Origin of the sequence: Streptomyces sp. SJL17-4 (genome assembly GCF_036826855.1) — a bacterium.
In the GTDB taxonomy this organism is placed as follows: domain Bacteria; phylum Actinomycetota; class Actinomycetes; order Streptomycetales; family Streptomycetaceae; genus Streptomyces.
In genome coordinates this window covers 224,112-250,555 of record NZ_CP104578.1, presented here as the reverse complement: position 1 = coordinate 250,555, position 26,444 = coordinate 224,112, and the positions used below count along the sequence as shown (strand labels likewise).

24 protein-coding genes are annotated in these 26,444 nt (G+C 73.4%); 13 read left to right on the top strand and 11 right to left on the bottom strand.

Going from position 1 to position 26,444, the window contains the following annotated elements; translation table 11 throughout:
* Positions 1–152 precede the first annotated feature (152 nt).
* Entirely contained in the window at positions 153–1,064 is a 912-nt protein-coding gene (locus tag N5875_RS01140) for a hypothetical protein (protein WP_338491240.1), read from the top strand.
* Here N5875_RS01140 and N5875_RS01135 read toward each other — a convergent pair.
* Both N5875_RS01135 and N5875_RS01130 read right to left on the bottom strand, forming a co-directional pair.
* The gene (locus N5875_RS01135) at positions 1,045–2,478 is read right to left on the bottom strand and encodes an SWF or SNF family helicase (RefSeq protein ID WP_338491238.1); all 1,434 of its coding nucleotides are present in this window, start codon (positions 2,476–2,478) and stop codon (positions 1,045–1,047) included. The two genes, N5875_RS01140 and N5875_RS01135, sit on opposite strands and share 20 nt — an antisense overlap.
* Positions 2,475–5,630, bottom strand: coding sequence for a DEAD/DEAH box helicase (locus tag N5875_RS01130; RefSeq protein WP_338491235.1), 3,156 nt, complete (start codon positions 5,628–5,630; stop codon positions 2,475–2,477). Before N5875_RS01130 ends, N5875_RS01135 begins: the two co-directional genes overlap by 4 nt.
* Before the next feature lie 327 nt (positions 5,631–5,957).
* On the opposite strand from N5875_RS01130, the gene N5875_RS01125 reads away from it, so the two are divergent.
* Both N5875_RS01125 and N5875_RS01120 read left to right on the top strand, forming a co-directional pair.
* Complete coding sequence (locus N5875_RS01125) at positions 5,958–7,049, top strand: acyl-CoA desaturase (RefSeq protein WP_338491232.1); 1,092 nt, start codon at positions 5,958–5,960, stop codon at positions 7,047–7,049.
* An 87-nt stretch (positions 7,050–7,136) separates the two neighbouring features.
* Positions 7,137–7,682, top strand: coding sequence for an MOSC domain-containing protein (locus tag N5875_RS01120; RefSeq protein ID WP_338491229.1), 546 nt, complete (start codon positions 7,137–7,139; stop codon positions 7,680–7,682).
* 46 nt (positions 7,683–7,728) lie between these two features.
* Here N5875_RS01120 and N5875_RS01115 read toward each other — a convergent pair whose 3' ends face one another.
* From N5875_RS01115 to N5875_RS01080, 8 genes are all read right to left on the bottom strand, one after another.
* On the bottom strand, positions 7,729–9,117 hold the full coding sequence (locus N5875_RS01115) for a tannase/feruloyl esterase family alpha/beta hydrolase (RefSeq protein ID WP_338491226.1): 1,389 nt from the start codon (positions 9,115–9,117) through the stop codon (positions 7,729–7,731).
* A gap of 120 nt (positions 9,118–9,237) precedes the next feature.
* Positions 9,238–10,305, bottom strand: a complete 1,068-nt coding sequence (locus N5875_RS01110; RefSeq protein ID WP_338491224.1) for a hypothetical protein — start codon at positions 10,303–10,305, stop codon at positions 9,238–9,240.
* 137 nt (positions 10,306–10,442) lie between these two features.
* Entirely contained in the window at positions 10,443–10,778 is a 336-nt protein-coding gene (locus N5875_RS01105; RefSeq protein WP_318210317.1) for a hypothetical protein, read from the bottom strand.
* Between the two features lie 96 nt (positions 10,779–10,874).
* Positions 10,875–12,872, bottom strand: coding sequence for a bifunctional serine/threonine-protein kinase/glutamate ABC transporter substrate-binding protein (locus tag N5875_RS01100; protein WP_338499050.1), 1,998 nt, complete (start codon positions 12,870–12,872; stop codon positions 10,875–10,877).
* A gap of 116 nt (positions 12,873–12,988) precedes the next feature.
* Complete coding sequence (locus tag N5875_RS01095; protein WP_338491221.1) at positions 12,989–14,041, bottom strand: hypothetical protein; 1,053 nt, start codon at positions 14,039–14,041, stop codon at positions 12,989–12,991.
* Complete coding sequence (locus tag N5875_RS01090) at positions 14,038–14,160, bottom strand: hypothetical protein (protein ID WP_338491218.1); 123 nt, start codon at positions 14,158–14,160, stop codon at positions 14,038–14,040. The genes N5875_RS01095 and N5875_RS01090 overlap by 4 nt, the downstream gene beginning before the upstream one ends.
* A 58-nt stretch (positions 14,161–14,218) precedes the next feature.
* The gene (locus N5875_RS01085; protein ID WP_338491215.1) at positions 14,219–14,386 is read right to left on the bottom strand and encodes a hypothetical protein; all 168 of its coding nucleotides are present in this window, start codon (positions 14,384–14,386) and stop codon (positions 14,219–14,221) included.
* A gap of 182 nt (positions 14,387–14,568) precedes the next feature.
* Complete coding sequence (locus N5875_RS01080) at positions 14,569–15,177, bottom strand: methyltransferase domain-containing protein (RefSeq protein WP_338491213.1); 609 nt, start codon at positions 15,175–15,177, stop codon at positions 14,569–14,571.
* 176 nt (positions 15,178–15,353) lie between these two features.
* Between N5875_RS01080 and N5875_RS01075 the strand changes: the two genes are divergently transcribed.
* The 5 genes from N5875_RS01075 to N5875_RS01055 are packed head-to-tail and all read left to right on the top strand — an operon-like array spanning position 15,354 to position 20,905.
* Positions 15,354–16,181, top strand: a complete 828-nt coding sequence (locus tag N5875_RS01075; RefSeq protein WP_338491211.1) for an MHYT domain-containing protein — start codon at positions 15,354–15,356, stop codon at positions 16,179–16,181.
* A gap of 54 nt (positions 16,182–16,235) precedes the next feature.
* On the top strand, positions 16,236–19,433 hold the full coding sequence (locus tag N5875_RS01070) for a sensor histidine kinase (protein WP_338491208.1): 3,198 nt from the start codon (positions 16,236–16,238) through the stop codon (positions 19,431–19,433).
* The gene (locus N5875_RS01065; protein ID WP_030316903.1) at positions 19,430–19,864 is read left to right on the top strand and encodes a roadblock/LC7 domain-containing protein; all 435 of its coding nucleotides are present in this window, start codon (positions 19,430–19,432) and stop codon (positions 19,862–19,864) included. Before N5875_RS01070 ends, N5875_RS01065 begins: the two co-directional genes overlap by 4 nt.
* Positions 19,865–19,878: 14 nt before the next feature.
* On the top strand, positions 19,879–20,295 hold the full coding sequence (locus tag N5875_RS01060; protein WP_318210311.1) for a DUF742 domain-containing protein: 417 nt from the start codon (positions 19,879–19,881) through the stop codon (positions 20,293–20,295).
* Positions 20,276–20,905, top strand: coding sequence for an ATP/GTP-binding protein (locus N5875_RS01055; protein ID WP_318210310.1), 630 nt, complete (start codon positions 20,276–20,278; stop codon positions 20,903–20,905). The genes N5875_RS01060 and N5875_RS01055 overlap by 20 nt, the downstream gene beginning before the upstream one ends.
* Positions 20,906–20,992: 87 nt before the next feature.
* Here N5875_RS01055 and N5875_RS01050 read toward each other — a convergent pair whose 3' ends face one another.
* A complete protein-coding gene (locus N5875_RS01050; RefSeq protein WP_338491201.1) occupies positions 20,993–21,418 on the bottom strand; it encodes a PPOX class F420-dependent oxidoreductase in 426 nt (141 codons plus the stop codon).
* Positions 21,419–21,570: 152 nt separating this feature from the next.
* Between N5875_RS01050 and N5875_RS01045 the strand changes: the two genes are divergently transcribed.
* The 5 genes from N5875_RS01045 (at position 21,571) to N5875_RS01025 (ending at position 26,350) form a co-directional block, all read left to right on the top strand.
* Complete coding sequence (locus tag N5875_RS01045; RefSeq protein WP_318210308.1) at positions 21,571–21,984, top strand: roadblock/LC7 domain-containing protein; 414 nt, start codon at positions 21,571–21,573, stop codon at positions 21,982–21,984.
* A gap of 147 nt (positions 21,985–22,131) precedes the next feature.
* Positions 22,132–23,247, top strand: a complete 1,116-nt coding sequence (locus N5875_RS01040; RefSeq protein ID WP_338491197.1) for a DUF6397 family protein — start codon at positions 22,132–22,134, stop codon at positions 23,245–23,247.
* 49 nt (positions 23,248–23,296) lie between these two features.
* Entirely contained in the window at positions 23,297–24,844 is a 1,548-nt protein-coding gene (locus N5875_RS01035; RefSeq protein WP_338491194.1) for an ATP-dependent DNA ligase, read from the top strand.
* Between the two features lie 116 nt (positions 24,845–24,960).
* Positions 24,961–25,338: a hypothetical protein gene (locus N5875_RS01030; protein ID WP_318210305.1), complete on the top strand. Its 378-nt coding sequence runs from the start codon at positions 24,961–24,963 to the stop codon at positions 25,336–25,338.
* A gap of 226 nt (positions 25,339–25,564) precedes the next feature.
* Positions 25,565–26,350 (top strand): polysaccharide deacetylase family protein, encoded by a 786-nt coding sequence (locus N5875_RS01025; RefSeq protein WP_318210304.1) that lies wholly within the window; start codon positions 25,565–25,567, stop codon positions 26,348–26,350.
* The last annotated feature ends 94 nt before the right edge of the window (positions 26,351–26,444 follow it).

Genomic DNA, 26,444 nt, shown 5'->3' with positions numbered 1-26,444 from the left:
TCGTGACGGGGCGGCGGACGCGGTGGCAGAAGGGGCGTCGGAAGGGGCGGCGGGCGCGATCGAGGCCGGCGATGGTCACGTTTCTGTACAGGCCGCTCCCCGCGCCCCTAAATGGGTGGCCGCGGAGCCGCCGACCGGCGAACCTTGAGCTTGTGCCCCACCAGTCCACCGCCACCCCGTCGCCGGACCGCCGACCGGGCGAACCCGAACCGCGCGATGTCCCCCATGTCCCCCATTCCGACTCCGGTTGGTCGCCCCGCATCGTCCGGCTCGGCGCGCCCCGGCCCGGACCGGCCGCCCGGGGCGCCCGCCGGTTCGGCGTGCCGCTCGTCCCGCTGCTCGTGGCCGGGCTCGTGGCGACCGCGTTCGTCGCCTCGCGGGGCGGGACCGAGCCGAGCGCGTCCACGGCCGAACGGCCCGGCGGCGACCAGGCCGGCGCGCCGTCACCGGTCGTATCCGGCGACGCCGAGGCCATCCCGCCGGGCGGCCGAGGATCCACCGAAACGCGCACGGGTGACACCGGGACGGACGACGGCCGCACCGCCGACACGCCGACAGCGGGCGTGACCTCGGACGCCACGCCGAGCCGGACCGCCTCCCCGCACCGGGCCGTCGGCCCCGGGGAGCTCGCGTCCGCGACGCCCACCCGGACCGGCGGCACCACCGCCCCGCCCCGGCCGACCGGCCCCGCGACGAGTGGCGGCGACTCGCCCCGCCCCGTCTCCTTCGAGGCGTTGCGCGTCGGCGACTGCTTCGACATCGACCGCGGCGCGCCGGGCACCGCTCTCCCGCGCGCCTGCGACACGCCGCATCACGCCGAACTCGTCGCCCGGCTCCGCCTGACCGGCGTTCATGCCACGGACACGGCGATCCGTGAGGCCGCCGCACTGCTCTGCCGTGAACCGCTGCGACGCAAGGCCGAGCTCCAGCCGCTCGGCACGAGCTGGACCACCTTCGTCCAGTACCCGTACCGGACGAGCTACCTCCTCGGCTCGGACGCCGTCGCCTGCAGCCTGGCGATCACGTCCACCGACGGCGGCACCCTCAGCCGCCGGCTCCAGTAGGACCGGCGGCGAAGGCCGTCGCCAGAGCCGTCGCCGGATCGCGGTCCGCCGGTCCGGCGGGGGACCAGCGGGCACCGGACTTCAGGTAGGGCCACCAGCGTCCGTCCTCGCCGAGCCGCAGCTGCGCCTCCGCACCCACCACCGTCCACCGCGCGCCCCCGGACCGTCGCAGGACCGGGCGCTCGTCGTCCTCCCAGGCCTCCGTGAGCCGGGTCCCGGCCCACGCGAGCGCCTCGGTGTCCGGCGTCCAGTCCTCCTCCAGTACGGCGAGGGCGGCGGCGCCGCCGAACCGCCACGCGCGTGTCGCGAGGTCCATCTCCGCCTGCGTCCGGCCCGAGCCGGAGGCGAGTCGTGCCGTGAGCCACGGTTCGGGGGAGTCCGCGGCCATTCGCACCGCGTCCTGAGCGACCGTCAGCGAGACCACGGGCGTCGCCGTCCGCGCCTTCGGGGCGAGAGACCCGCCGCCGGCCGGCGCCCCGCCGACAGATGACCCGACGGCAGATGACCCAGGGGCGGGAGCCCCGCCGGCAGATGACCCAGCGGCCGACGCCTCGGCGTCCAGCGCCTCGACCAGCATCCGATGCGCGCGGCCCGCGGCCTCCGTCGCGAGGAACTCCAGTGCGGTCGGGTCGACCCCGGGTTCCGGTTCCGTATCCGTGTCCAGGGGCAACGACCGGCCCGGCGCGTCCCCGGCGACCGGAGGCGCGGGCAGCGGCGGCACGAGGAACGCCGCCGCGTAGGCCTCCTCGGCCGACACGCCCGGCATCCCTCCGCCGCCCTCGGCCGCGTCCGCGTCCGGCGTGTCGTCCGCTCCTCGCCCGCCGTGCGCGGCACGCGAGGCGCTGCGCGCCTGGAGCTGGTCCAGGAGAGTGCGCTCGCCACGCCCGCGCATGAGGAGCAGGACGAAGGGATCCTCGTCGAGGAGACGGGCCACCTGATAGCAGAGCGCCGAGGTGTGCGGACAGTGGTCCCACGCCTCGCAGCCGCATTCCGGGTCGAGATCGCCGATCCCCGGCAGCAGATCGAGCCCGGCCGCCGCCGCGTCCTCCACCAGGTGCGGCGGCATCTCACGGTCGAGGAGCGCGGCGATGTGCCCCGCGCTGTCGACGGCGAGGTCCAGGAGCCGCTCCCACTCCTCCTCCGAGAACTCCCGCACCAGGACGTCGCTGCGGTACGCCGTGCCGTCCCGGTCCTTCACGACCGCCGTGATGCGGCCGGGCCGTACCGACACGGCCCCCACCGCTCCCGCGCGCGCGTGCCGCCGTCCCGCCTTGAGCTGCTGGCCGTCGAGCGCGGTGTCCTCCAGGGCCTTCAGCCATGCCAGACCCCACCAGGTCCTGGCGAAAGCCGCTCCCCGCGCGGGGGGCAGTGCCGCGAACGTCCGCTCGCCGCCCTCGTGTCCGTAACCGCTCATCGTGCGTCACCCCGCAGTCGTACGAGCTCCGCCAGCTCGGCATCGGTCAGTTCGGTCAGCTCCGGCGGGGCGTCGCCGCCGGTCCCGAGGACGGTGTCCGCGAGCTCCCGCTTGCGGTCGAGCATGGTGGCGATCCGGTCCTCGATCGTCCCCTCGGCGATCAGCCGGTGCACCTGCACCGGGCGGTCCTGCCCGATCCGGTACGCGCGGTCGGTGGCCTGGGCCTCAACGGCCGGGTTCCACCAGCGGTCGTAGTGCACGACGTGCTCGGCGCGGGTGAGGTTGAGCCCGGTACCGGCGGCCTTGAGGGAGAGCAGGAAGACCGGGACCTCGCCGGCCTGGAAACGGGCGACCATCGCCTCGCGTTCGGCGACCGGCGTCCCGCCGTGCAGGAACTGCGTCCGTACGCCCCGTGCCGCGAGGTGGGCCTCCAGAAGCCTGGCCATCCCCACGTACTGGGTGAAGACAAGGGTGCACGCGCCCTCGGCGAGGATCGTGTCGAGTAGCTCGTCGAGCAGCTCCAGCTTCCCCGAGCGGCCCTCGATCCTCGGCCGCTCCTCCTTGAGGTACTGGGCGGGGTGGTTGCAGATCTGCTTGAGACCGGTCAGCAGCTTGACGACCAGACCGCGCCGCTCCATGCCCTCGGCCTCGGCGATCGCCGTCAGGGTCTCCCGTACCACCGCCTCGTAGAGACCGGCCTGTTCCGGCGTCAGGGAGACGGCCCGGTCGGTCTCCGTCTTCGGCGGCAGCTCGGGCGCGATGCCGGGGTCCGACTTGCGGCGGCGCAGCAGGAACGGGCGGACCAGCGCCGCGAGGCGTGCGGCGGCAGCCGGGTCGCGCCCGCCCTCCACCGCGGCGGCGAACCGGGTCCTGAAGGCGCCCAGGGTGCCGAGCAGCCCCGGCGTGGTCCAGTCGAGGATCGCCCACAGCTCGGAGAGGTTGTTCTCCACGGGCGTGCCGGACAGGGCCACGCGTGCGCGTGCCCCGATGGTCCGCAGCTGCCTGGCCGTCGCCGAGTAGGGGTTCTTGACGTGCTGAGCCTCGTCCGCGACGACGAGTCCCCAGCTTCGCGCGGCGAGTCGAGCCGCGTCGAGCCGCATGGTGCCGTACGTGGTGAGGACGAACCCGCCGTCGGCGAGGTCCTCCAGGTCACGGGTCGCGCCGTGGAAGCGGCGCACCGGTGTGCCGGGCGCGAACTTCTCGATCTCGCGCTGCCAGTTGCCCATCAGGGACGTCGGACAGACGACGAGGGTGGGCCCGGCGGAGGCCGGGTCGGCCTGGCGGTGCAGATGCAGGGCGATGACCGTGATCGTCTTGCCGAGACCCATGTCGTCGGCGAGACAGCCACCGAGGCCGAGCGAGGTCATCCGGTGCAGCCAGTCGAGCCCGCGCAGCTGGTAGTCGCGCAGGGTCGCCGCGAGCGCCGGGGGCTGGGTGACCTGTGGCTGGCCGCCCTCAGGGTCGGCGAGCCGCTCCCGCAGCCGCTCCAGCCAGCCGGTCGCCGCCACCTCGAAGGACGTGCCGTCGACCTCGGTGGTGCCGGTGAGAACGGCCGAGAGGGCGTCCACCGGAGTCACCGCGCGGTCCTGCTGGGACCGGGCCCGGCGTACCTCGGCCGGGTCGACGAGCACCCAGCGGTCCCGAAGGCGGACCAGGGGCCGCCCGGCCTCGGCGAGCCGGTCGAGCTCGGCGCGGGTCAGCTCCTGATCGCCGACGGCGAAGCGCCAGTTGAAGCCGAGCAGGGCGTCGGCGGAGAGGAAGGAGGGGAGAGCCGAGGAGGAACGTCCCTCCTCCGCCTCTTCGTCGGGCCCGAACGTCGCGGCACCGGACCCGAGGCGCTGCTGCGCGCGTTCGCCGGAACCAGGCCCTTCGGCGCCGGAACCGGACCCGCCGGCGGTGCCTTGTCCGTGCGGCAGCGGCTCCCCGCCCACCGGTCCGATCACCGCACTCGCCGTCAGCCGGTCGGCGAGTTCGCGCGGCCAGTGCACCTGGACACCACTGGCCGTGAGGGCCCGGCCCGCCGTGCCGAGCAGCTCCGCGACCTCCTCGTCGGCGAGTTCGACGGTGTCGGGTACCGCCGCTGTGAGGAGCGGGGCCAGCGGGGGCCAGGCCCGTGCGGCGCGCCGGAGGCCGAGCAGGGTGTCCATCCGGGCCCGGGGGCCGAAAGCGGCCGCCGTCCGCCCGGAGCCCGCCCACACCTCGGCCGCGTCCGCGACGAGGGTGGGGTCGGCGACACCGTGCAGCTGCAGGACCGCCCGGAAGTCGGGCGCCTTCTCCGACTCGGCGGTGAAGCCCGGCAGTTCGAGCCGGAGCGAGAGCCTGACGCCCGCGTCGTGCACCGCCGCCACATCGGCGGCCCACGCCCGCTGCTCGGGAATCGGCTGCGGCGCGTCGGCGGCGAAGGCGGGGCCACCGGCGGCGAGGGAAGCGGCCGGCGTACGGGGGAGGGTGTCCGCGACGGCGTCGGCGAACGCGCGCAGCAGCGCCTCGGGTTCGGGAAGGAGCGGCGGCTCGTCCGACGAGAGCGGTACGGCGTGGGCCTCGGGAGGCATCGAAGCGGCGAGCGTCCGCAGTGCGGTGAGTTCGCCGGGCCCGAGCGGACCGGCCCGCCACGCGTCGATGTCGCCGGGGGTGAGGCCGGGCAGCAGCAGTCCGCGTGAGACCAGATCGAGGGCGAGGAGTGAGGCGGCACCCCAGAAGGCGCTCGCGGGCGACGCGGTGTCGGAGAAGCGGGCGCGGGCGAGCAGCGGCAGGGCGTCCCGCACGGAGAGGGCACGTGCGGGGACGGTCACCGGCCGGAGGCTCGCCCCGTCGACGACCGTGATGTCGACGACCGTGACGTCGGTGTCGGTGTCGGTGGCGGTGCCGGTGCCGGTGGCGGCGGTGGCCGTGGCGGTCCTGCCGTCGTGCCGGGTGCCGGTGGTGAGGGCGTCGGGGTCGGACAGCGTGTCGCCGTCCGAGGACCAGAAGGCGATGCGGCCCGCGCGGGGCGGATCGGCGGGGAGGAAGACGGCGGAGTGGCGGGTGAGTTCGAGGGAGGGGGCCTGGAGTGGCTCCTGGAAAGGCTCCTGGAAGGAGTCCTTGGCGGATGCCGGGGTGTACACCTGAGCGGGTTCGCGGGCGGAATCATCGGGTCCGTGCGACAGCGACAACGCATTCCTCAAATTTGACTACCTGAAGTCCGAGCGGCCGAGGGTACCTCACCACTCCGGCTCGACAAGGCATCCGCCTCGCGTGATCCATACCACAGTCGCCGGGGGTGGGGTTCGCCCCACCCCCGGCCCCCGGCGCACCCCCGGCCGGGGACGGGTGGTGACGCCATGGCCCCGGACGATCACGAATCCGTACGTTCTCGGTAGGCGCCCAACGACCTTCACCGCCACCGTCGTCGACCGCGTCGCCGCCACCGCGTCACGGTCACCGCCACCGTCTTCACCGCGTCGCCGCCGCATTCCGACCGACAGAAACCGGAGCCCGTCATGTCCCAGGCCACCGTCCTGCCCCCGGCCGCCGCCGCACCCGCCGCGGCGCCCGCCCGCGCCAGGGGCGGCAGCGAGTTCACCCCGCTCCTGCGGACGGTCAGGTCACAGGGCCTCCTCGAACACCGCCCCGGCTGGTACGCCCGCGGAATCGCCGTCAACCTCCTCGGCATCGCCGCCGTCGTGGCAGGGCTCGCCCTGATCGGCCCCTCCTGGTGGGCGCTGCTCCTCGCCGTACCCCTCGCGCTGCTCTCCGCCCGGGCCGCGTTCGTCGGCCACGACGCGGGCCACGCGCAGATCACCGCGAACCGCAAGGTCAGCCGGATCCTCCAGCTCGTCCACGCCAACCTCCTCCTCGGCATGAGCCGGGAGTGGTGGAACGACAAGCACAACCGCCACCACGCACACCCCAACCACCTCGACAAGGACCCGGACGTCGCGGCCGACATCCTCGTCTTCGCCGAGCACCAGACGGCCGGCCGCACCGGACTGCGTGGATTCCTCACCCGTCACCAGGCCTGGCTGTTCTTCCCGCTGACGACCCTGGAGGGCATCGCGCTCAAGGTGTACGGCGTCCAGGCCCTGCTCGCCAAGGACGGTCCCTGCCGTTCCCGCCGCGAGCGGCTCGTCGAAGGCGCGCTGCTCCTCGCCCACTTCGCCGGCTACACGGCTCTGCTGCTCACCCTGCTCACCCCGGCTCAGGCGCTCGTCTTCGCCCTCGTCCACCAGATGCTGCTCGGCGTGCACCTGGGCATGGCCTTCGCCCCCAACCACAAGGGCATGGAGCGGCCCGACGAGCACGCGGACGGCGACAGCTGGGGTCATCTGCGACGCCAGGTGCTCACCTCGCGCAACATCAAGGGCGGCGCCCTGACCGACTGGTTCCTCGGCGGCCTCAACTACCAGGTCGAGCACCACCTCTTCCCGAGCATGCCGCGCCCGAACCTGCGCCTCGCCCAGCCCGCCGTCCGGGCCCACTGTGCCGCCCTGGGCGTGCCGTACACGGAGACCGGTTTCGTCGACTCGTACCGCCAGGCCCTCGGCCACCTGCACGAGGTGGGCGCGCCGCTGCGGTCCGAGTGGGCCGAGTAGGGTCGCAGACGGTCACACGCGATGTGATCATCGGTCCGGCGGTCGGTGTTTCGACCGCCGGAGAGCGGAGAAGGGGAGCTCCTCGCCATGAGCGACGGCACGGTCACCACGGTCAGCAGCAACGGCACGTACACGTTCACCAAGCCCAACCGCGAGGGCATCACCCTCCTCGCCGGGCTCGGCGTGGAGGGGGACGTCCACGCGGGAGTGACGGTCAAGCACCGGTCCCGCGTCGCCCAGGACCCGACCCAGCCGAACCTGCGTCAGGTCCACCTCATCCACGCGGAGCTCTTCGACGACGTCGCCGGAGCCGGCTTCGAGGTCGCTCCCGGCGACCTCGGTGAGAACGTCACCACTCGGGGGATCGACCTCCTCGGCCTGCCGACCGGCACCCGTCTGCACCTCGGCGCGGAGGCGGTCGTCGAGATCACCGGGCTCCGCAACCCGTGCGCCCAGATCGACAACTTTCGGCACGGACTGCTCAAGCAGGTGCTCGGCCGTGACGAGAACGGCGAGATCGTGCGCAAGGCCGGGATCATGGGCATCGTCCTGACCGGCGGCGAGGTGCGCCCCGGCGACTCGATCCGCATCGAGCTGCCGGAGGGTCCGCACCGTCCGCTGGAGAAGGTCTGAGCCATCGGGCGTCATTCAGGCCCAGAGCGGAACCGGACCCCGCGGCTCACCCCTCCAGGGCGCAGGAGTTGACCACGTCTCCGCCCGCGGGTCGGGTGATCGTCCGGTTCGCCGGCGGAGTCGCGCCCTTCTCGACCCAGCTCGTCAGCGCGTCGAACGCGGAGCGGTAGCACGGCAGGATCGGACGCAGACGGTCCGGATACGTGTCGTACAGGCCGTCGGTGTGCGTCCCGTCCTGCACCGTGTAGAACCGGTGCAACCCGCCCCGGCCCCGCGCGTCGATCATCCGCGCGTACACCTCGGAGTCGGTGGCGAGGGGCAGCAGGGTGTCGAGGTCGCCGTGGAGGGTGATGAGCGGCTTGCCGATCCGACCGGTGAGCGCGACCTTCGCCACCGCGCGGTGGACGGACGCCGGCCGGGACGCGTAGTCGTACGAGGCGTCCGAGGCGCAGGGCGCGAAGAGCTGCTCCACGGTCCCGCCGGCGGTGGAACCGGGGCAGGCGGGGTCGTACGAGGGGTCGAACTCGGCCCGGAAGATCTTCTGCGTCAGCCCCCAGTACGCCTTCTCGTGGTACGGCCACAGGAAGCGGGACCCGGGCGCGAAGCCCGCCCCGATCAGATCCTCGTCGGAAGCCTGCCCGAACGACCGGGCCACCGTCACCGGCAGGCTCGTCAGGAGGTTGGGGCCGCGCGAGGTCCACAGCACGCCCTCCCAGTCGACGCCGCCGTCGTACAGCTCGGGCCGGTTCTCCAGCTGCCAGCGCGTCAGATAGCCGCCGTTGGAGATGCCCGTCATGTACGTGCGCTCCGGGGCGGCGCCGTAACGCTGTCGAACGGCCTTCTTCGCGGCCCGCGTCAGCTCGGTCACCCGGCGGTTCCACTCGGCGACCGCGTCGCCCGGACCGCGTCCGTCGGTGAAGAAGTCCGGTCCCGTGTTGCCCTTGTCGGTGGCCGCGTAGGCGAAGCCCCGGGCGAGGACCTGGTCGGAGATGAGCGCGTCCGTGGAGTACTGGCGCCGGGTGCCGGGCGCGCCGGTGACGACGAGGCCACCGTTCCAGCGGTCGGGCAGCCGGATGACGAACTGCGCGTCGTGTGCCCAGCCGTGGGTGGCGTTGAGCCGCGAGTCGTCGGGGAAGTAGCCGTCGATCTGGACGCCGGGCACGCCCGAGGGGTTACGGGTCCCCAGGGCAGCGAGCCCGGCCTGGTCCGCCGTGTCGGTGTACGGCGTGCCCGCGAGCCCGGCGGTCGTCAGATCGGCCAGGCAGGCGGACTGCTGGTGCTCGGCGCCGGGAACGTGGAGCCGGTCCTGGCGCGCGCAGTGCGCGCTGCCTCCCGCCTTCGCGGGCTCCTCCGCCCCGGCGGGGCTCGCGGGGGCCAGGACGGTGACGGCGGACAGGAGCGCGGCGAACAGCGGGACGCCTGGGAACAGGCGCATGGAGGCCTCCGGGGGACGGCGGAAAGGTATGCGGCGCCACATCGTGCGGCGCACCCCCACCACCGGGCCATGGTCCCGGACCACACCTCGGGCTGTCGGGCCGTGTGGCTCGGAAACCGATCAGGAGGGCCGGACCGCCATCGCGTCCAGCCCCTCGAGGAGCGCGGGCAGCCGCGGACCGCGGGCCACCGGCAGGACCTCGCCCGGCAGCTCGTCGAGCAGGACGAAGGCCATGTCGTCCGGCCGTGCCACCAGCGACCAGCCGGGGCCGTCCGCGCGCAGCGTCCGTGCGCCCCCGTCCGTACCGGCGTCGGAGGACCGCACCCGCCCGACCGGCGGCGGCTCCTCGAGGTAGCCGCGGATCTCGTCGAGGGCCCGGCGGACTCCGGCGTAGGGGTCGGGGACGGACTCGGCGTCGGCGTCGACGGCCGGTGTCGCGACGGAGGGCGAGACGGCCTTGCCCGAGGGCGAGACGGCCTTGCCCGAGGGTGCCGCGTCGGCGGTCGGCGCCGCCTTCGTGGGGGAGGGCCTCTCGAACCACGTCGTGGTCGGGGGCCCGGACGTGACCGGCGGCCGGGACGAGGCGGCGGGCTCGAACGATGCCGCCTCCTTGGCCGGGACCGCCTTGGCCGGGACCGCGTCGTCGGACGGGACCTCAGCCCCCGCCCCGGCCGACGAGTCGTCCGTGACCTGGCTTCGCCAGGCGTCCCACTGGAGTGCCACCTGGTCGGCGCCGAGGCGCCGCTGGGCAGGTCCCCACACGTCACCGGACGGCGGGACCAGCGGGGCGGGATCGCCCTCCTCCGGCTCCGGGTCGTGCGGGGCCGGTATGCCGGGCGCGTGGGTCGCCACCTCCAGCGGCCAGCCCGGAAGCCCGGCGACCACCGAGTGTTCGTCGGGGGAGAGGTCGTAGGCCATGCCGCAGTCCCAGGAGGAGATGGCCACCGCGACGAGCGACACGTCGTCGACGACGACCGTCCACCGTGCGCCGAGCCCGTCCTGGCCGAACACGAGCCCGTAGCCCTCCGCGTGCGGCTCGACGAGTCCGAGCGCCGCGCACGCCGCCGGGTAGTCGTCACCGAGGACGCTCGGGAAACGCGCGGGCGTCAGCAGTGCCGCGGTCAGCACGAACAGCGCGTCGGCAGCGCCCTCGGCCTCGGCTTCGGCGATCGGGTCCGTCCCAGCCACGCATGCCTCCCCATCTGGTTGTCGGCGCACCTTAACCAGTGAGTAGGGAGCCCTGTCCATAGCCCGGCGCCGTGACCTGCATCGCCGTACGGGCGCCGCTGGGTCCCCCGCGCTCGGGCCGGCGCCGCACACGGGTCCTACGCATCGGCCGCCGGTCGCCGCGCCGGATCCTCCCGCAGGCCGAGCAGCGAGCGGGCCACGGCCCTCGGTGACTCGTCACGTTCCCGGGCGAGGGTGAGGAGAGCCCGGCAGGCCAGTTCGTTGACCCCGAACGACAGCATCCCGGGGGAGACCCGGCTGGCCGCCTCCTCGGCCCGCCCCGGATCGTCCTCGGCGCAGGCGGCCACGTACTCGGCGGCCGCCTCGAAGAGGTTGTGCCCCTGCCGGGGGCGCGGTGGCGCCGACGGGGCGGCCTCGGGCGCCCGCCGGGCGGACGGAAGGAGCCTGCGCAGTCTTTCGGGTACCCGTGCCACGCCGCACCGCCTTTCCCGGGCACGACTGCCCGGCACATCCACGGTAGTCAGTGAAGTGCCGGGAAAGAAGGGTGCGTTGGGGTGCGTCGGGGTCGGCTAGGAAGCCTCGCCGCTGGTGGACCGCTGCTGGACCGGCGGCGTGGCGTTCCTCAGGAGCGGGAGGTTCCTCTCGACGGCCATCTGCCAGGAGCCGTCGTCGATCATCTTCTGGAGGGCCCGTCGGATGGTGCCCTTCGCATCGCCGCCCTCCGGGACGCCGATGCCGTAGGGCTCGTCGCTGACACTGAACCCGGCGAGCTTGAACCGCCCCTTGTACGCGTCGTGCGCGGCGTACCCGGCGAGCAGCGTGTCGTCGGTGGTGACGGCGTCGACGGCGCCCGAGGCGAGGTCGTCGATGCAGCGGGTGTAGCTGTCGTGTGTCACGACCTGTGCCTGGGGGGCGAGCGTCGTCCGGATCAGGAGCGCCGTGCTGGAACCCGTGGCCGTGCAGACCTTCCGGCCGTTGAGGTCCGTCCGGCGCTTCACGGTGGTGTCGTCGGCGGGGAGCAGGACGTCCTGATGGGCCATGAAGTAGGGACCGACGAAGTCGACCTTCTTGTCCCGCAGGGAGTTGATCGTGTAGGTGGCCACGACGAGGTCGACATCGCCGCCGGTGAGGAGCGACTCGCGGGTGGAGCTCCGGGCCTCTTTCCAGACGATGTCGGCGGGTTGGTGCCCGAGCGCGCGGGCGACGTAGGTGGCCACGTCGACGTCGAGACCTGCGTACGTGCCGTCCGGGTGCTTGAAGCCGAGTCCGGGTTGATCGAACTTGATGCCGATGGTGATCTTGGAGCCGGTCCCGGTCGGGGTCGTCCCGGAGGCCCCGGTGGAGGGCGTGGAAGGTGTCGACGGCGAGGAAGATCCCTGGCCGCTCGGCTTGCCCTCGATGCGGTCGCCGTCGTCCTTCTCGCCGCCGAGCGGGAGGAGGTTCCAGACGAGCACGCCGCTGAGTACGACGACCGCCCCCGCTGCCGCCGCGTACACCCCGCCGCGCCGCTTGTGTGCCGGGGGCGGCCCGGTCGGTACCGGGGGCGCGAGGGAGAAGGCGGTGGCGGTGTCCGCGCCGGCGTCGACGAAGGGACGTCCGTCGCCCACGGCCGGACCTGGAACCCGATCCTGGAGCTGAGGTCGGGGCTGGGGCTGGGGCTGGAGCCGGGGCTCAGGTCGAGCTTGAGGCTGGAGCCGGGGCTGAGGTCGAGCTTGAGGCTGGAGCTCAGGTCGAGCGTGAGCGTCGGTTCCCGCTGCCGCCTCCGCCTCGGCGAGCATCCGGTCCAACGCCTCGCCGTCGGGACGCGCCGCCGGGTCTCGTACCAGCACGTGCGTCAGCACCCGCGTCAGCGGCCCGGCCCGCCGGGGCGGCGGCACGTCCTCGCCGAGGACCGCCGCGAGCGTGGCGAGCGTGTTCGCCCGGCGCAGCGGATGGTGGCCTTCCACCGCGACGTACAGCGTCATGGCCAGCGACCAGAGGTCGGCGGCCGGCCCGCCCTCCTCGCCGCTGACACGTTCGGGCGCCATGTAGTCGGGTGTGCCGATGATGGAGCCGGCGGCGGTGAGAGCGGTGGCCCCGTGGATCGCCGCGATGCCGAAGTCGGTCAGGACCGGCTGTCCGTCGGGCCGCAGCAGGACGTTCGGCGGCTTGATGTCCCGGTGCTGGATACCCGCCGCATGGGCCGCGCGCAGCCCCGCGAGGATTCCGCGCCCCAGTGTCGCCGCCTCGCCTACGGCGAGTTGACCGCGGTCGAGACGGTCCTGGAGCGAACCGCCGGGGACCAGTTCCATGACGAGCCAGGGGTAGGTGCCCTCGCCGCCGTCGACGATGTGATGGATGGTCACCACGTGGGGGTGTGCCACGCGCGCGAGTGCCCGGGCCTCACGCAGCACCCGGACGCGGAGTTCCCGCGCGGCCCCGGGGTCGTACTCGGCCAGCGCGGGGTCGGGCGGGCGGACCTCCTTCAGGGCCACGTCGCGGTGGAGCGCCAGGTCCCGCGCGCGCCACACGGTGCCCATTCCGCCCCCGCCGAGCCGCTCCACCAGCTCGAACCGATCGTCGATCACCCGCGCCACGCACAGCCCCCTCAGTCATACCGTCGACCCCGCCCCGACTCTGCCACATCCGGGTGGTGGATCCGGCCGGATCAAGGACGGGGCCGCGGTCCACGGGGCGGGCGCCCCTACGCCCGCCCGAAGACCGCCGTCAAGGTGTGCCCCCGCTCTGCGAAGGTGACCGCCGTCTCGCCCGTGGCGTGCTCCTCGTCGCCGCCGTACGGCTCACCGTCGAGCGTCCAGCCGCTGAACACGTACCCCTTCGCCGCGACCGCGTCGTGGGTCGTGACGGTGCCCTGCGGATACGGGCCGGGGGTCGCGGCCTCGACCGTGCCGGCGCCCTTGGGCGAGACCGACGACGTGACGGCGCACATCGCGTCGGAGGTCTTGGCGGCGCGGTACGCGGCCACGGCGGTGCCGGTCCTGCTCAGTACGTCGGAGGTGTCGGACTGGCCCGGCTTGCCGAGCGGGACGCCGATGGTCTCGCCCCGGTATGTCTGGCGGGGGTTGGAGAAACGGTTGATCCGGGTGCAGGCACCCTTCGTGGCCTTGCGGCAGCTCGACTCGTAGGCCATCACGGACGACCAGTCGCCCTTGGGCGGGAAGTAGCCGGTGGCGCCGTCCTCCGGCTGCACCGGCTGGGTGACCCGGTCGTGGTCCGCACTGAGATTGTGGCCGATCTCGTGGCCCATGGAGTAGCGGGCGATGGCGCTCTGGCCGACGACGCTGTAACCCCAGGCGGCGGTCGACGGGCCGGGGTCCGGCGGGGTGCAGCCGACCAGGGCGTCGATGAGGGCGTACCCCTTGCCGCCCTTGCAGGCGGCCGCGGCTGCCCGGGCGCGCGCGACCGGACCCGGGGCCCGCCGGGCCTCCGCGGCGATCGCGGCGTCCGGCGGGTCGCCGGTGGGCTGCGCGTCCTCGTCGGTGAGGGGGGAGAGCTGAACGATGGTCACCCGGCCGGGAGCCAGGGGCTCGACGGCGTACAGGTCTCCGCCGAGCAGGAACTGCGCGGAGAGGGTCTCGTTGCCGGGCGTCCCGTCGCAACCGCCCTCCAGCGTCAGGACGACGTTCTGGTCGACGGTGCCCGCGACGGTTCCGTGCCGGACGAGGGTGGATCCGACGGTCGACCGGGACTCCTCGACGGCCTGCACCGTCAGGTCACCGAAGAGAGGAAACGTCACTTCTCGGCCGTAGCCGCTGCCGAACACACGGGGGCGAGCGCGGCGGGTATGACGCGCGCGCCGGAGTCCTTGCTCGCGCTCGTCTCCGTCCCCGTGCCCGTGCCCGTGCCCGTGTCCATGCCCGTGCCCGTGTCCCGGGGGCCGGCGCGGTGGTGGTCCGTTCGCCGGTGTCCGGGTTCAGTGCCCCGCCGCCACGGCCGCCCGTACGTCTTGCTCGTGCGTCGCGGCTGTACCGGCCGGCCCTGCCGCGTCTCCGGCCTGGGCCGGGGCGAAGCCGGTGGCCGTGGTGACCCCCAGCACCACCGCCCCGAGGGCCACGGCGCCCGTCCCTCTGTAGGGGGCCATCTCATCCTCCTGTTTCCCGGGGGCACCTGTTCTCCGTGCACCCGGCTCACCTGCAGAAACGAGAGGGAGACTTCCTCGGGACGGTGAAACGATCACCTGATCGTCGAGAGCGTCACCCTCGACGGCGGAGTGTCCGTTCCACCTGTGCTCCGCATGGCGGTGCGGAGCACGCGATCCGCGCTTCAGCCCTCCCGTACGGCCATGGCCAGGTAGCGCGCGTCCTCGTCGACGTAACCGACGAGCCGCCAGCCCGCCTCGGCGAGTACGGGGCGCAGCCGGGGCTCGGCGCGCAGGTCGTCCGGGGTGATCTGCCGGCCGTGCCGGGCCGCGAGGGCCGCCCGCCCGATCGGGTGGAAGAGCGCGAGCCGGCCGCCGGGCCGTACGACGCGGGCGAGTTCACGCAGACCGGCGACGGGATCCGCGAGGTGCGAGACGAGGCCTGCGCCGAAGACCGCGTCGAGCGCGCCGTCGCGTACCGGCAGGCGCCCGACGTCGGTGAGCAGCAGCGTCGCCGTCCCGTCCGTGCCGCCGCGCCCGGTGGCGACGGCCCGCTCGAGCATCTCGGGCGTGAGGTCGGCGCCGAGTACGGTGCCGGTCGGGCCGACGGCGGCGCGGAGCGGCGTGAGGGCGCGCCCGGTTCCGCAGCCGGCGTCGAGCACCGCGTCGCCCGGACGCAGGCCGAGCTCCTTCACCGCGGCCGCGTAAGCGGGGCCGTCGTCGGGGAAACGGCTGTCCCAGTCGGCGGCGCGGGCGCCGAAGAACTCTCGGACGTGTGTGGGGTCATCGCTCATGCGCTCATGATTCCGTACCCGCAGGAGTGACCATCGGTGTGAACATTGTGTGTGCACCTTCTGCGTGCATGTTCGAGCCCGGCGCGATCGTTCGGGATCATCTCTGTGTCATATTCCATCAGCTTTCGAAATGCGCCCCCGATGCGCCCCCTGATGCGCACTAGCGTCCGGGAGCCATGGGACACCTGGACCACGCCACCTTCGGCTGGCTGACACCTGCACTGTCGTACGCGATGGCCTGCGTCGGCGCCGCTCTCGGGCTGCGCTGCACCGTACGCGCCCTCGACGCGACCGGCCGCTCGCGGCGCAACTGGCTGCTCACGGCCGCCTCAGCGATCGGCACCGGCATCTGGACGATGCACTTCGTGGCGATGCTCGGCTTCGGCGTGACCGGTACCGACATCCGCTACAACGTTCCGCTGACCATCCTCAGCCTCGTCATCGCGATGGCCGTCGTCGGCGTCGGTGTGTTCGCCGTCGGCTACGGACGCGACCGGGTCCGCTCGCTCCTGATCGGCGGACTCACCACGGGTATCGGCGTGGCGAGCATGCACTACATGGGCATGGCCGCCCTCCGGCTCCACGGCGAGGTCCGCTTCGCCCCCCTGCTCGTCGGCCTCTCCGTGCTCATCGCCGTCGTCGCCGCCACCGCGGCACTCTGGGCGGCCCTCAACATCCACTCACCCGCCGCCGTGGCCGTCGCCTCGCTCGTGATGGGCGCGGCCGTCAGCAGCATGCACTACACGGGCATGTTCGCGGTGCGGGTGGACGTGGTTCCCTCGACCGCGGCCCTCCCCGGCGCCACGGTCATGCAGTTCATCTTCCCGCTCGCCGTCGGCCTCGGCTCCTACCTCTTCATCACCTCCGCCTTCGTCGCCCTCTCGCCCACGGCAAAGGAACGCGCGGCGTACGCCTCCGCCGGTCGCCTCACCGACGAGCGTGCGGTGGACGTCGCACCACCCGGCTTCCGGGCCGCTCAATCCGCCCGCACACCCACGAGCTGAACCGAACTCCGCACGCCCCGCACCAGAGACCGTCGCAGCCGGAACGAGGAGGCCATGCGAACTCCCCGCAGGACCAACGACGCCGAGGCGTCGGCGCCGCCGTCGGCGGCCGCGCGTGGGCGGCGCGCACACGCCGGGCCGCCCGCCGACGAGCCGGGCGAGCCCACCCCCGAGGCCTTCCCCACGACCGGACACGCGGCCGGCACTGGGCGCACAGCCGGCATCGGACACCCGACGGGCACCGGACACGCGGCCGGCACGGGCCACGGGGTCGGCACCGCTCACACGGCCACCACCGGACGCATCGGCACCACCGGCAACGCCGTCACCGCCGCGCCGTTCGCGCCTCCCACCGCCCCACGTCGCGGCCTGCGCCCCCGTACCGTCCGCGCCAAGATCGTCTCGCTGCTGATGGTCCCGGTCGTGTCGCTCCTCGCGCTGTGGGGTTTCGCCACCGTCACCACCGCCCAGGACGTCGCCCGGCTCCGCCAGCTCCAGCGCGTCGACGCCGAGATCCGCGAGCCCGTGACGGCCGCACTCGCCGCCCTCCAGGCCGAACGGCGCGCCGCCGTACGGCAGATCGCGGCCCCCGGCGCCACCCGGGCCGCCGAGCTCAAGGACCGGATGCGCCGCACGGACGAGGCCGTCGACCGCCTCCGCCTGAACGACACGCACACCGTCGGCGACACCGGGGACCTCCCCGGCGACGTCGGGCAGCGGGTCAGCGAGTTCGTCGGCAAGGTCGCGGGCCTCGCCCTGCTCCGTACCGCCGCCACCGACGGGCGCGCCGACGGGATCCAGGTGTACGAGGAGTACACCGCGGCGGTCTCCGCCGCGTTCGCCGTCGGCGGCGCCCTCACCGGCATCCAGGACACCCAGCAGGGCTCCGACGCGCGCGTACTCCTGGAATTCGGCCGGGCCGGCGAGATGCTGTCCCGCGAGGACGCCCTCCTCACCGCCGCCCACCTCACCGGCCGGTTCACGGAGGAGGGGCTCCGCGCCTTCTCCGGCGCCGTCGAGACCCGGCGCACCCTCACCGCCTCCGCCACCGCGGACCTGCCCGCCGCCGAACGCGCCGCGTGGAACCGGCTCGCCGCCGGCGGAGACCACGCACGGCTCACAAGGGCCGAGGACCTGATCCGCGCCGCGAGCCCCGGCCGCCCCGCCGCCCAGGCGGTCTCCAGCGCCGACTGGGACGACACCCTCACGGCCGTACGGAGCGGACTCACCGCGATCGAGACCGACGCCCGCACCGCCGCGGGCGAACGCTCCGACCCCTTCGCCGGCGGTGTCCTCACCGCGGGCGGCGCGGCGGTGATCCTCGGCCTGGCGGCTGTCGCCGCCTCCCTCGTCATCTCCGTCCGGATCGGCCGCGGTCTGGTGGTCGAACTCGTCAGCCTCCGCAACACCGCCCTCGGCATCGCACGCGGCAAACTCCCCGCCGCCATGCGCCGGCTGCGCGCCGGGGAGGAGATCGACGTCGAGGCCGAGGCCCCGCCCGGCCCCGTCTCCCAGGACGAGATCGGCCAGGTCGGCGAGGCCCTCACCACCGTCCACCGCGCGGCCCTCTCCGCCGCCGTCGAACGCGCCGAACTCGCCAGCGGCATTTCCGGTGTCTTCGTCAACCTCGCCCGGCGCAGCCAGGTCCTCGTCCACCGCCAGCTCAACCTCCTGGACAGCATGGAGCGGCGCGCCGACGACCCCAACGAACTCGGCGACCTCTTCCGGCTCGACCACCTCACCACCCGGATGCGCCGCCACGCCGAGAGTCTCATCATCCTCTCGGGCGCCGCCCCCGGCCGCGCCTGGCGGATGCCCGTCCCCCTCACCAACGTCGTCCGCGCCGCCGTCTCCGAAATCGAGGACTACGCGCGCGTGGAGGTGCGCCGACTCCCCGAGACGGCCGTGGTCGGCGGAGCCGTCGCCGACCTCACCCATCTCCTGGCCGAACTCATCGAGAACGCGGCCCAGTTCTCCCCGCCCCACACCAAGGTCCGGGTCAGCGGCGAGCCCGTCGGCAACGGGTACGCCCTGGAGATCGAGGACCGGGGCCTCGGCATGGGCAAGGAGACCCTCGCCGAGGCCAACGCCCGCATCTCCCAGTCGGAGGCGCTCGACCTCTTCGACAGCGACCGGCTCGGCCTCTTCGTCGTCAGCAGGCTCTCCTCCCGCCACGACATCAAGGTCCAGCTGCGGACCTCCCCGTACGGCGGCACCACGGCCGTCGTGCTGCTCCCGACCGATCTCCTCCAGGGCGCCCTGCCCCCGGGCCGAGGCGCGGGGGCGACCGGCCACGGAAACGACACACCCCATGCCGGAACCCCGCAGGTGCGCGACCCCCGTACGCCCGCCACCGGCAGGGGAGAGCCGGGTGCGGATCACCGGCAGAGCCACGACGACCGGACGACGGGTGACCGGTCCGGCGCCGACGGGTCCGGCGCTGATGGGTTCGGCGTCGATCGGTCCGGCGCCGATGTCGGCTCCCACCGCCTCGGCGCCGACCGGCGTACGGACGACGCACGCGCCGCACGCGAACGCGAGGAGGCGCAGCGCGCCGAGGCCCGCCGCTTCGGCCGTCCCCAGGTGTCCCGTCCGCCGGCGCAGGCCGGTCCGCCCGCCCCCGCCCTCGGGGGAGGCGCCCCCGCCGGGCCCGTTCCGACGCCCCGCAGGACCGCCCCTCAGCCGCCGGGCGGTACGAGGCCCGGAATCCTGCCCAGGGAGACGAGCGGTTCCCGACCGCCGGCCCCGCCCCAGGCTCCCGCGTCCTCGCGCCCGCAGCCCCTTCCGCGTCCGACCGTCGTTCCCGCGCTCGCGCCGCCCGCGGAGCCAGGACCCCCGCCCGCCGGGGTCACCGAACTGCGCCGTCGCGGTTCCTCCGTACCGCCGCCCGCCCGGGAACAGCGGCCCGGCACGCCCGCGAGTCCCGCAGGTCCCACGGGTGCCGCCCGTCACGCCGGACACGGCGACGACGCGGAGGGCGAGCTGCCGCGCCGGGTACGGCAGGCGAGCCTGGTCCCGCAGCTGCGCGAAGCGCCCGCCTCGGCACCGGTGTTCGTGCCGCCCGAGCCGGGCACGGACGCCCGCACCCCGGAAGTGGTCCGGGACCGGATGTCGGCCTACCGCGACGGCTGGCAGCGGGGCGGCGGCGCGGCCCCCGGCAGCAGACGCCCCCTCGGCACCGGCACCGGTCACGAACCCGGCCACGGCACGACCCCCCTCGACGACCCCCGCCCCGAAGGAGACCAGCCATGATCGACCACGAGAGGATCTCCCACCACCGGTCCGGCGAGCTCGACTGGCTCCTCGACGACCTTGTCATGCGGGTCAGGGAGGTCCGCCACACCGTGGTGCTCTCCAACGACGGACTCGCCGTCGGGGCCTCCAACGGGCTCAGCCGCGAGGACGCGGAACACCTGGCCGCCATCGCCTCCGGCTTCAACAGCCTCGCCAAGGGGGCGGGTCGCCAGTTCCACACGGGCGGCGTCCGCCAGACCATGGTCGAGATGGACGACGGCTTCCTCTTCGTCGCCGCGGCGGGGGACGGCTCCTGCCTCGCCGTCCTCAGCTCGGTGAGCGCCGACATCGGCCTCATCGCGTACGAGATGGCCCGCCTCGTCAAGCGCGTCGGCGAGCACCTGCACACCCCGCCGCGGCTCACGGTCACCCCGCCGGCCGCGGGCTGACCCGGAGAAGGCCCATGAACGAGGACAGCACCGGCGGCGGCCCGTCCGCGCCGGGCAGTCAGTGGTACGACGCCGACGCCGGACCGCTCGTACGCCCGTACGCGATGACCGGTGGCCGGACCAAGCCCGGGCCCAGCAACGTACGGTTCGACCTCATCGCCCTCGTCGTCGTGGACGACGACCCGCCCGGACCGGCCGAGGAGTCCCTCCTCGGCCCTGAGCACCGGTCCCTGCTCGCCCTGTGCCGGGCCGAGACCCAGTCGGTCGCCGAGCTCTCCGCCGACGCCGACCTGCCCGTCGGCGTCGTCCGGGTCCTCCTCGGCGACCTCCTCGAAGCGGGCTTCGTACGCGTCAGCCGGCCCGTTCCGCCCGCACAGCTCCCCGACGAAAGAATCCTGAGGGAAGTAATCGATGGCCTACGAGCGCTCTGAGAGCACCGGCGCGGACAACGGCGGGGACGACGTCGCGGACACCACCGCCCTCGCCCTGAAGATCCTGGTCGCCGGCGGATTCGGCGTGGGCAAGACCACCCTCGTCGGCGCGGTCAGCGAGATCCGTCCGCTTCGCACCGAGGAACAGCTCAGCCGTGCCGGGGAGTCGGTCGACGACACCGGGGGAGTCGACCAGAAGACGACCACGACCGTCGCCATGGACTTCGGCCGCATCACCATCCGCTCCGGGCTCTCCCTGTACCTCTTCGGGACGCCCGGCCAGGACCGGTTCTGGTTCCTGTGGGACGAGCTGTCACAGGGCGCCCTCGGGGCCGTCGTGCTCGCCGACACCCGGCGACTCGAGGACTGCTTCCCGGCCGTCGACTACTTCGAGCACCGGAAGATCCCGTTCGTGGTCGCCGTCAACTGCTTCACGGGCGCGCGTACGTACGGCGCGGCCGACGTCTCCCGCGCACTCGACCTGGACCGGGGCACGCCCGTCGTGCTGTGCGACGCGCGCGACCGCGACTCCGGGAAGGAAGTCCTCATCCGGCTCGTCGAGTACGCCGGGCGGATGCACACCGCCCGGCTCCTCGACACGGTCGGCTGAGCCCTCGTACGGCGACCCGGGCCGAGGGGGGCGTGCCCGGCGGAGCGGGGCCGGTCGAGCCCCGCCCCGTATGGCGACCCGGGTCGGTCAGTCGGCCACGTCGGCCTGGGCGATCACCTTCTGGATGCGCACCCGGACGAGGAGTTCGCCCGGGACCGCGTTGCGCTCCCCGAACTCGTCCGCCCGGTCCTCGCCCATGTAGCGGGCCCCGATGCGGCCGGCCCAGTGACGCAACTCGGCGGGGTCCTCGCTGAGTTCGGCGTGGCCGCTGAGCGAGACGAAGGCGAACGGCGGAGTGTCGTCGTCGACGCACAGGGAGACCCGTGCGTCGCGCCCGAGGTTGCGGCCCTTCACCGTGTCCTTGCCCGTGTTGAACACGAACTCGTCCCCGTCCAGGAGGAACCAGATCGGTACGACGTGCGGACTGCCGTCATCACGCACGGTCGCCAGCTTGCCGGTACGGGTCCCCTCGGACACGAAGGTCCGCCACTGATCATCGGTCATCCTCGTCATGCCCCCATCCTGCGGCACGCGCGGGCGTGGTGCAGTGCTTGCCCCGTTCACGACAGTGCGTAAGGCTTGCGGCGATACGGCGGACCACTGCGGCACGGGGACCACGGGACAACCGGGACCACGGGACGCACCACCCAGGGGGAGGACCACTGATGGCGTTGGACAAGGGACTGGACTGGCTGCTCGACGACCTGACCAAGCGGGTCGGATTCATACGACACGCGCTCGTGCTGTCGAACGACGGCCTGGTGACGGGCGCGAGCAGCGGACTCGCACGCGAGGACGCCGAACACCTCGCAGCCGTCTCCTCGGGACTGCACAGCCTGGCCCGGGGTTCGGGCCGGCACTTCAGGGCAGGCCGGGCGCGCCAGACGATGGTGGAGTTCGACGAGGCGCTCCTCTTCGTGACGGCGGCGGGCGAGGGCAGCTGCCTCTGCGTCCTGAGCACGGCGGAAGCGGATGTCGGCCAGGTGGCGTACGAGATGACGCTGCTGGTGAACCGCGTGGGCGAGCACCTCGGCGTGGCCGCCCGGCAGCCGGGGCGCCCGGAGGGCGGCCTGATCTGACGCCCCGGGCACCGTCCTGTGGGCGTTGTCCACAGGCGGTTGTCCACAGGTCGTGCGGGGTTCGTCACTCTGCGTTACGTTCTCGGTGGTGGGTCGGAGAGATCTGCGACACGGAGAGAACACGGACGTACGGGGGAGGGCCACGGCATGGCGGTGGACGAAGGGGCGCGCACGGTGACGGTGACACCGGGGCGGGCCGCGCAGGAACTGGAACTGAGGCGCGACGAGTTCCGGCTCGCGGTTCAACTCGGCCTGGTCAGGACGGTGCCGGCGGGGGAGGGCGGTCGACGGCGGGTCGAGCGGCGCGAGCTCGACCGTCTCAGGGCCGCGCCCGACTTTCCCGCCGGCCTGCGCGAACGGGTGCAGGCGGTCGGTACGGCGGAGGCCGCGGCACTCCTGGAGATCACCCCGGAGCGCTTCACCAGGCTGGCCCGGACGGGTCACGTGAGTCCCGTGCGGTTCTCCCTGAACCGCTACCGGGCGGTGGTCTGGACGTATCTCGCGGAAGAGGTCGCCGAATTCGGCCTCATGTGCCCGGCGCTGCTCACCGGGCGACTGCCGATGGAACTCCGCGAACGACTGGCCGCGCACGAGGACCTGCGGCCCAGGAACTGGCGGGCGCGGCGGCTCGGTGCGCTGCTCCGCGCCACGGACGACCCCTGGGCGCAGGCCGCAGCCATGGCCTCGATGCTCGACCCGGTCCAGGTGGCCGAGGTCGTCGACGACCCGTATGAGCGCGCCCACCTCGACCGGTTGCGCCCGCCGGCGCCGTCCGGCATGCCGGTGCAGGCGGCGGCCCGCGACCTTGCCGAGCGGCTCATGCGGGCCGACGACCCGGACGAGATCCTCTGGCACCGGCTGAGCCTGGCCCTGGCACTGGACGAGGCCCGGACAGAGCAGCCCGCGCCGTATCCGGGCGGTTCGGGTGGTCCGGGCGGTTCGGGTGCTGCCGGGGAACGATGGCCGGGAGCGGGGGTGCCCGTGCCGGTGCTCCGGCAGCCGGTTCCGACCATGGCGCCCGTACGGGCCGTACTGTCCGTACCGCCTGTGCCGCCGACTCCACCAGCGCTGGTTCCGGCTCCCGCTCCTGCTTCTGTTCCCGCTCCTGCTTCGGTTCCGGCTCCAGTAGGGCGGCGGGCTGTGGTCGACCGGCAGCCGAGCCGTCCGGCCGCCCGCACCAGGCTCCTCGACCGGCTACGACGCAGGAGGGCGGCCGACGGCGGCCGGGCCGGTGGACGGAAGCGCCCGGTGTCCTGGCCCTGACGGCGACGCGCGGCATGCGGCGCGGGCGCGGTGTGGGGAGGATGGGCTCATGCTGCTCGCCCGTGTTGCGGAGGTGTCCCGGGAGGTCGCCGCCGCGTCCGCGCGCTCACGCAAGATCCGCCTCCTCGCCGAGCTGTTCGCGGAGGCCGAGCCCGAGGAGAGCCCCCTCGTCATCGCGTACCTCTCGGGTCGGCTCCCGCAGGGCAGGATCGGGGTCGGCTGGAGCGTCCTCAAAGAGGCGGTCCCACCCGCCGTCCCGCCCGCCGAACGGCCGGGCCTCACACTCGGGCTCGTCGACGAGGCGATGACGGAGCTCGCGGCGGTCTCCGGAGCCGGCTCCCGAGCCGAGCGGACCCGGCTCGTCCACGCCCTGTTCGCCGCCGCCACCGACGAGGAACAACAGCTCCTGCTGCGCCTGCTCACCGGGGAGGTGCGCCAGGGAGCCCTCGACGCCGTCGCCCTGGAAGGAGTCGCCCAGGCCGCCACCGTGCCCGCCGCCGAGCTGAGGCGTGCCGTGATGCTCGAAGGCTCGCTGCCGCCGGTCGCCCAGGCGGTGCTCGCCGAAGGCGCCACCGCGCTCGACCGGTTCACCCTCCGCGTCGGCAATCCCGTACAGCCGATGCTCGCGCACACCGCGGCCTCCGTCACCGAGGCGATCGGTGCTCTCGGGCCCTGCGTCGTCGAGGAGAAGCTCGACGGCATCCGCGTCCAGGTCCACCGGAGCGCCGACGTCGTCCGGGTCCACACGCGCTCGCTCGACGACATCACCGACCGGCTTCCCGAAGTCGTCGCGACCGCCCGCGCCGTACCGGCCGACGGATTCATCCTGGACGGCGAGGTGATCGCGCTCGACCCCGACACCGGACGGCCGGTGTCGTTCCAGTCCATCGCCTCCCGGGTCGGATCCCGCACGGACGTCGCCGGTGCGCACGCCACCCTGCCCCTCACTCCGGTCTTCTTCGACGTCCTCGCGGTCGACGGCGAGGGACTGATCGACCGGCCCGGCCGGGAACGGCACGCGATCCTCGCGCGACTGCTCCCCGAATCCCATCGGGTCCGCCGCCTCGTCGTGACCGATCCCGCCGATCCCGGGCAAAGGGAGGCAGCCGAGCGGTTCCTCGCCGACACGCTGTCCAGGGGCCACGAGGGCGTCCTGGTCAAGGCGCTGGACGCGCCCTACGTGGCCGGCCGCAGAGGGCGCACCTGGCTGAAGGTGAAGCCGGTCCACACCGTCGACCTCGTCGTCCTCGCCGTGGAGCGGGGGCATGGGCGCAGGACCGGGCTGCTCTCCAACCTGCATCTCGGCGCGCGCACGGCGGACGGCGGCTTCGTCATGCTCGGGAAGACCTTCAAGGGACTTACCGACGAGATGCTGCGCTGGCAGACCGAGCGGCTCGGTGAACTCGCCGTGGAGGACGACGGATTCACCGTGCGGGTACGGCCCGAGCTCGTCGTCGAGATCGCCTACGACGGTCTCCAGGCCTCGACGCGCTACCCGGCCGGTGTCACCCTCCGCTTCGCCCGCGTCCTGCGCCACCGCCCCGACAAGCAGGCCTCCGAGGCCGACACCGTCGAGGAGATCATCGGCGGTTCCTGAGCGAAGGGCGGCGGATCTCGCGGGACGACGCCCCGCGAGGGATGCTGGAGACGTGGCACGACGATCGCCGGCACGACGAGCGTGGGCGCCACGAGCGACCGGCGGGCCGTGAGGAGATGAGCGACGTGTACGACTTGCACATCGACACCGACGTGACCGTGCAGCTCAGTGGCTGCAGCCGGGAGGACGCGCAGGCGGTCTTCGCCGTCCTCGACGGTGTCTACGAGCTGGAGGACATGACGGCCCCGGGCCCCCAGGCGGCCGCGGGACTTTCCCCCACCGTCTGGATGGCCACCTTCGACACGGCCGGCGGACGTCACCAGGAGGTGCGTCCCACCCACCTGACCTCCCAGGTCGGCGCCACACTCAGCGGTGGTTACCACGCCGTCAACGAGGTCGAGAAGGTGCTCGCCGTCGGCTTCGACATCCAGTCCCAGCAGTCCGTCTCCGGCGACCAGGAGACCGAGGCCCGACTGCTGCTCGCCTCCCGCTGAGCCTGATGCCTGCGCCTGAGGCGCGCTGAGGCGCTGAGGCGTGAACTCCCCGGACGGAGCGGACGGGCGCCGTCCGGGGTTCACGTGTGCCCGCGCGCTGTGAGGGACCCCCACCGCATTCCCCGGTATACACCGTGTGTAGAGTTCTCCGTCTGCCGTGAGTGCCGCCCTGACCAGGCGGTTTCCGGCCGTATCGAAGACATCACCGGGGAAAGCGGGTTCCAACATGTTCCGATCCAGGCTGGGCCGACGCAGGGGGACGGCCACTGCCCTGATCGCCGCGGCGTCACTGATGCTCACGCTCGGCGGCTGCGGAGTCGACACCGTCACACCGCAGGACGCCCGGGGAGAAGGCGGAACGGACGACAAGGCGGGCTCCACCGCCCGTCGCGTCGACTGCGCCGAGGTCAAGTGCATCGCGCTGACCTTCGACGCCGGCCCGGGCAAGGACACCCCCCGGCTCCTCGACATCCTCAAGGAGAAGCAGGTCCCCGCGACCTTCTTCCTGCTCGGCAGCAAGCACGTCGACCGCTACCCGAAGGTGGTCAAGCGTATAGCCGACGAGGGCCACGAGGTCGCCAACCACACCTGGACCCATCGGATCCTCACGGATCTCGACGAGTCGGAAGTCCGCGACGAGCTGTCCCGCACCCAGGACGCCGTCGAGAAGATCACCGGCCGGAGGCCCACCCTCATGCGCCCGCCGCAGGGCCGCACCGACGGGGCCGTGTCCGATGTCAGCCGGGAGCTCGGACTCGCCCAGATCCTCTGGAGCATCACCGCCAAGGACTACTCCACCACCGACTCCGCCCTCATACGGCAGCGGGTGCTCGAACAGGCGCACGGCGACGGGATCATCCTGCTCCACGACATCTACGACGGAACCGTCCCGGCTGTTCCCTCCATCATCGACGAGCTCAAGCGGCGGGGCTTCACCTTCGTGACCGTGCCCGAACTCCTGGCGCCGGGCAAGGCCGAACCGGGTGCCGTCTACCGCCCCGAGAAGGACTGACGAGACCATCCGAAATCGGGTGAGGTGACTCACACCGCCCACAGAGGCATGCTCGGAACATTCGGAAAAGGTTTACCGTTCATACGTACGTGAC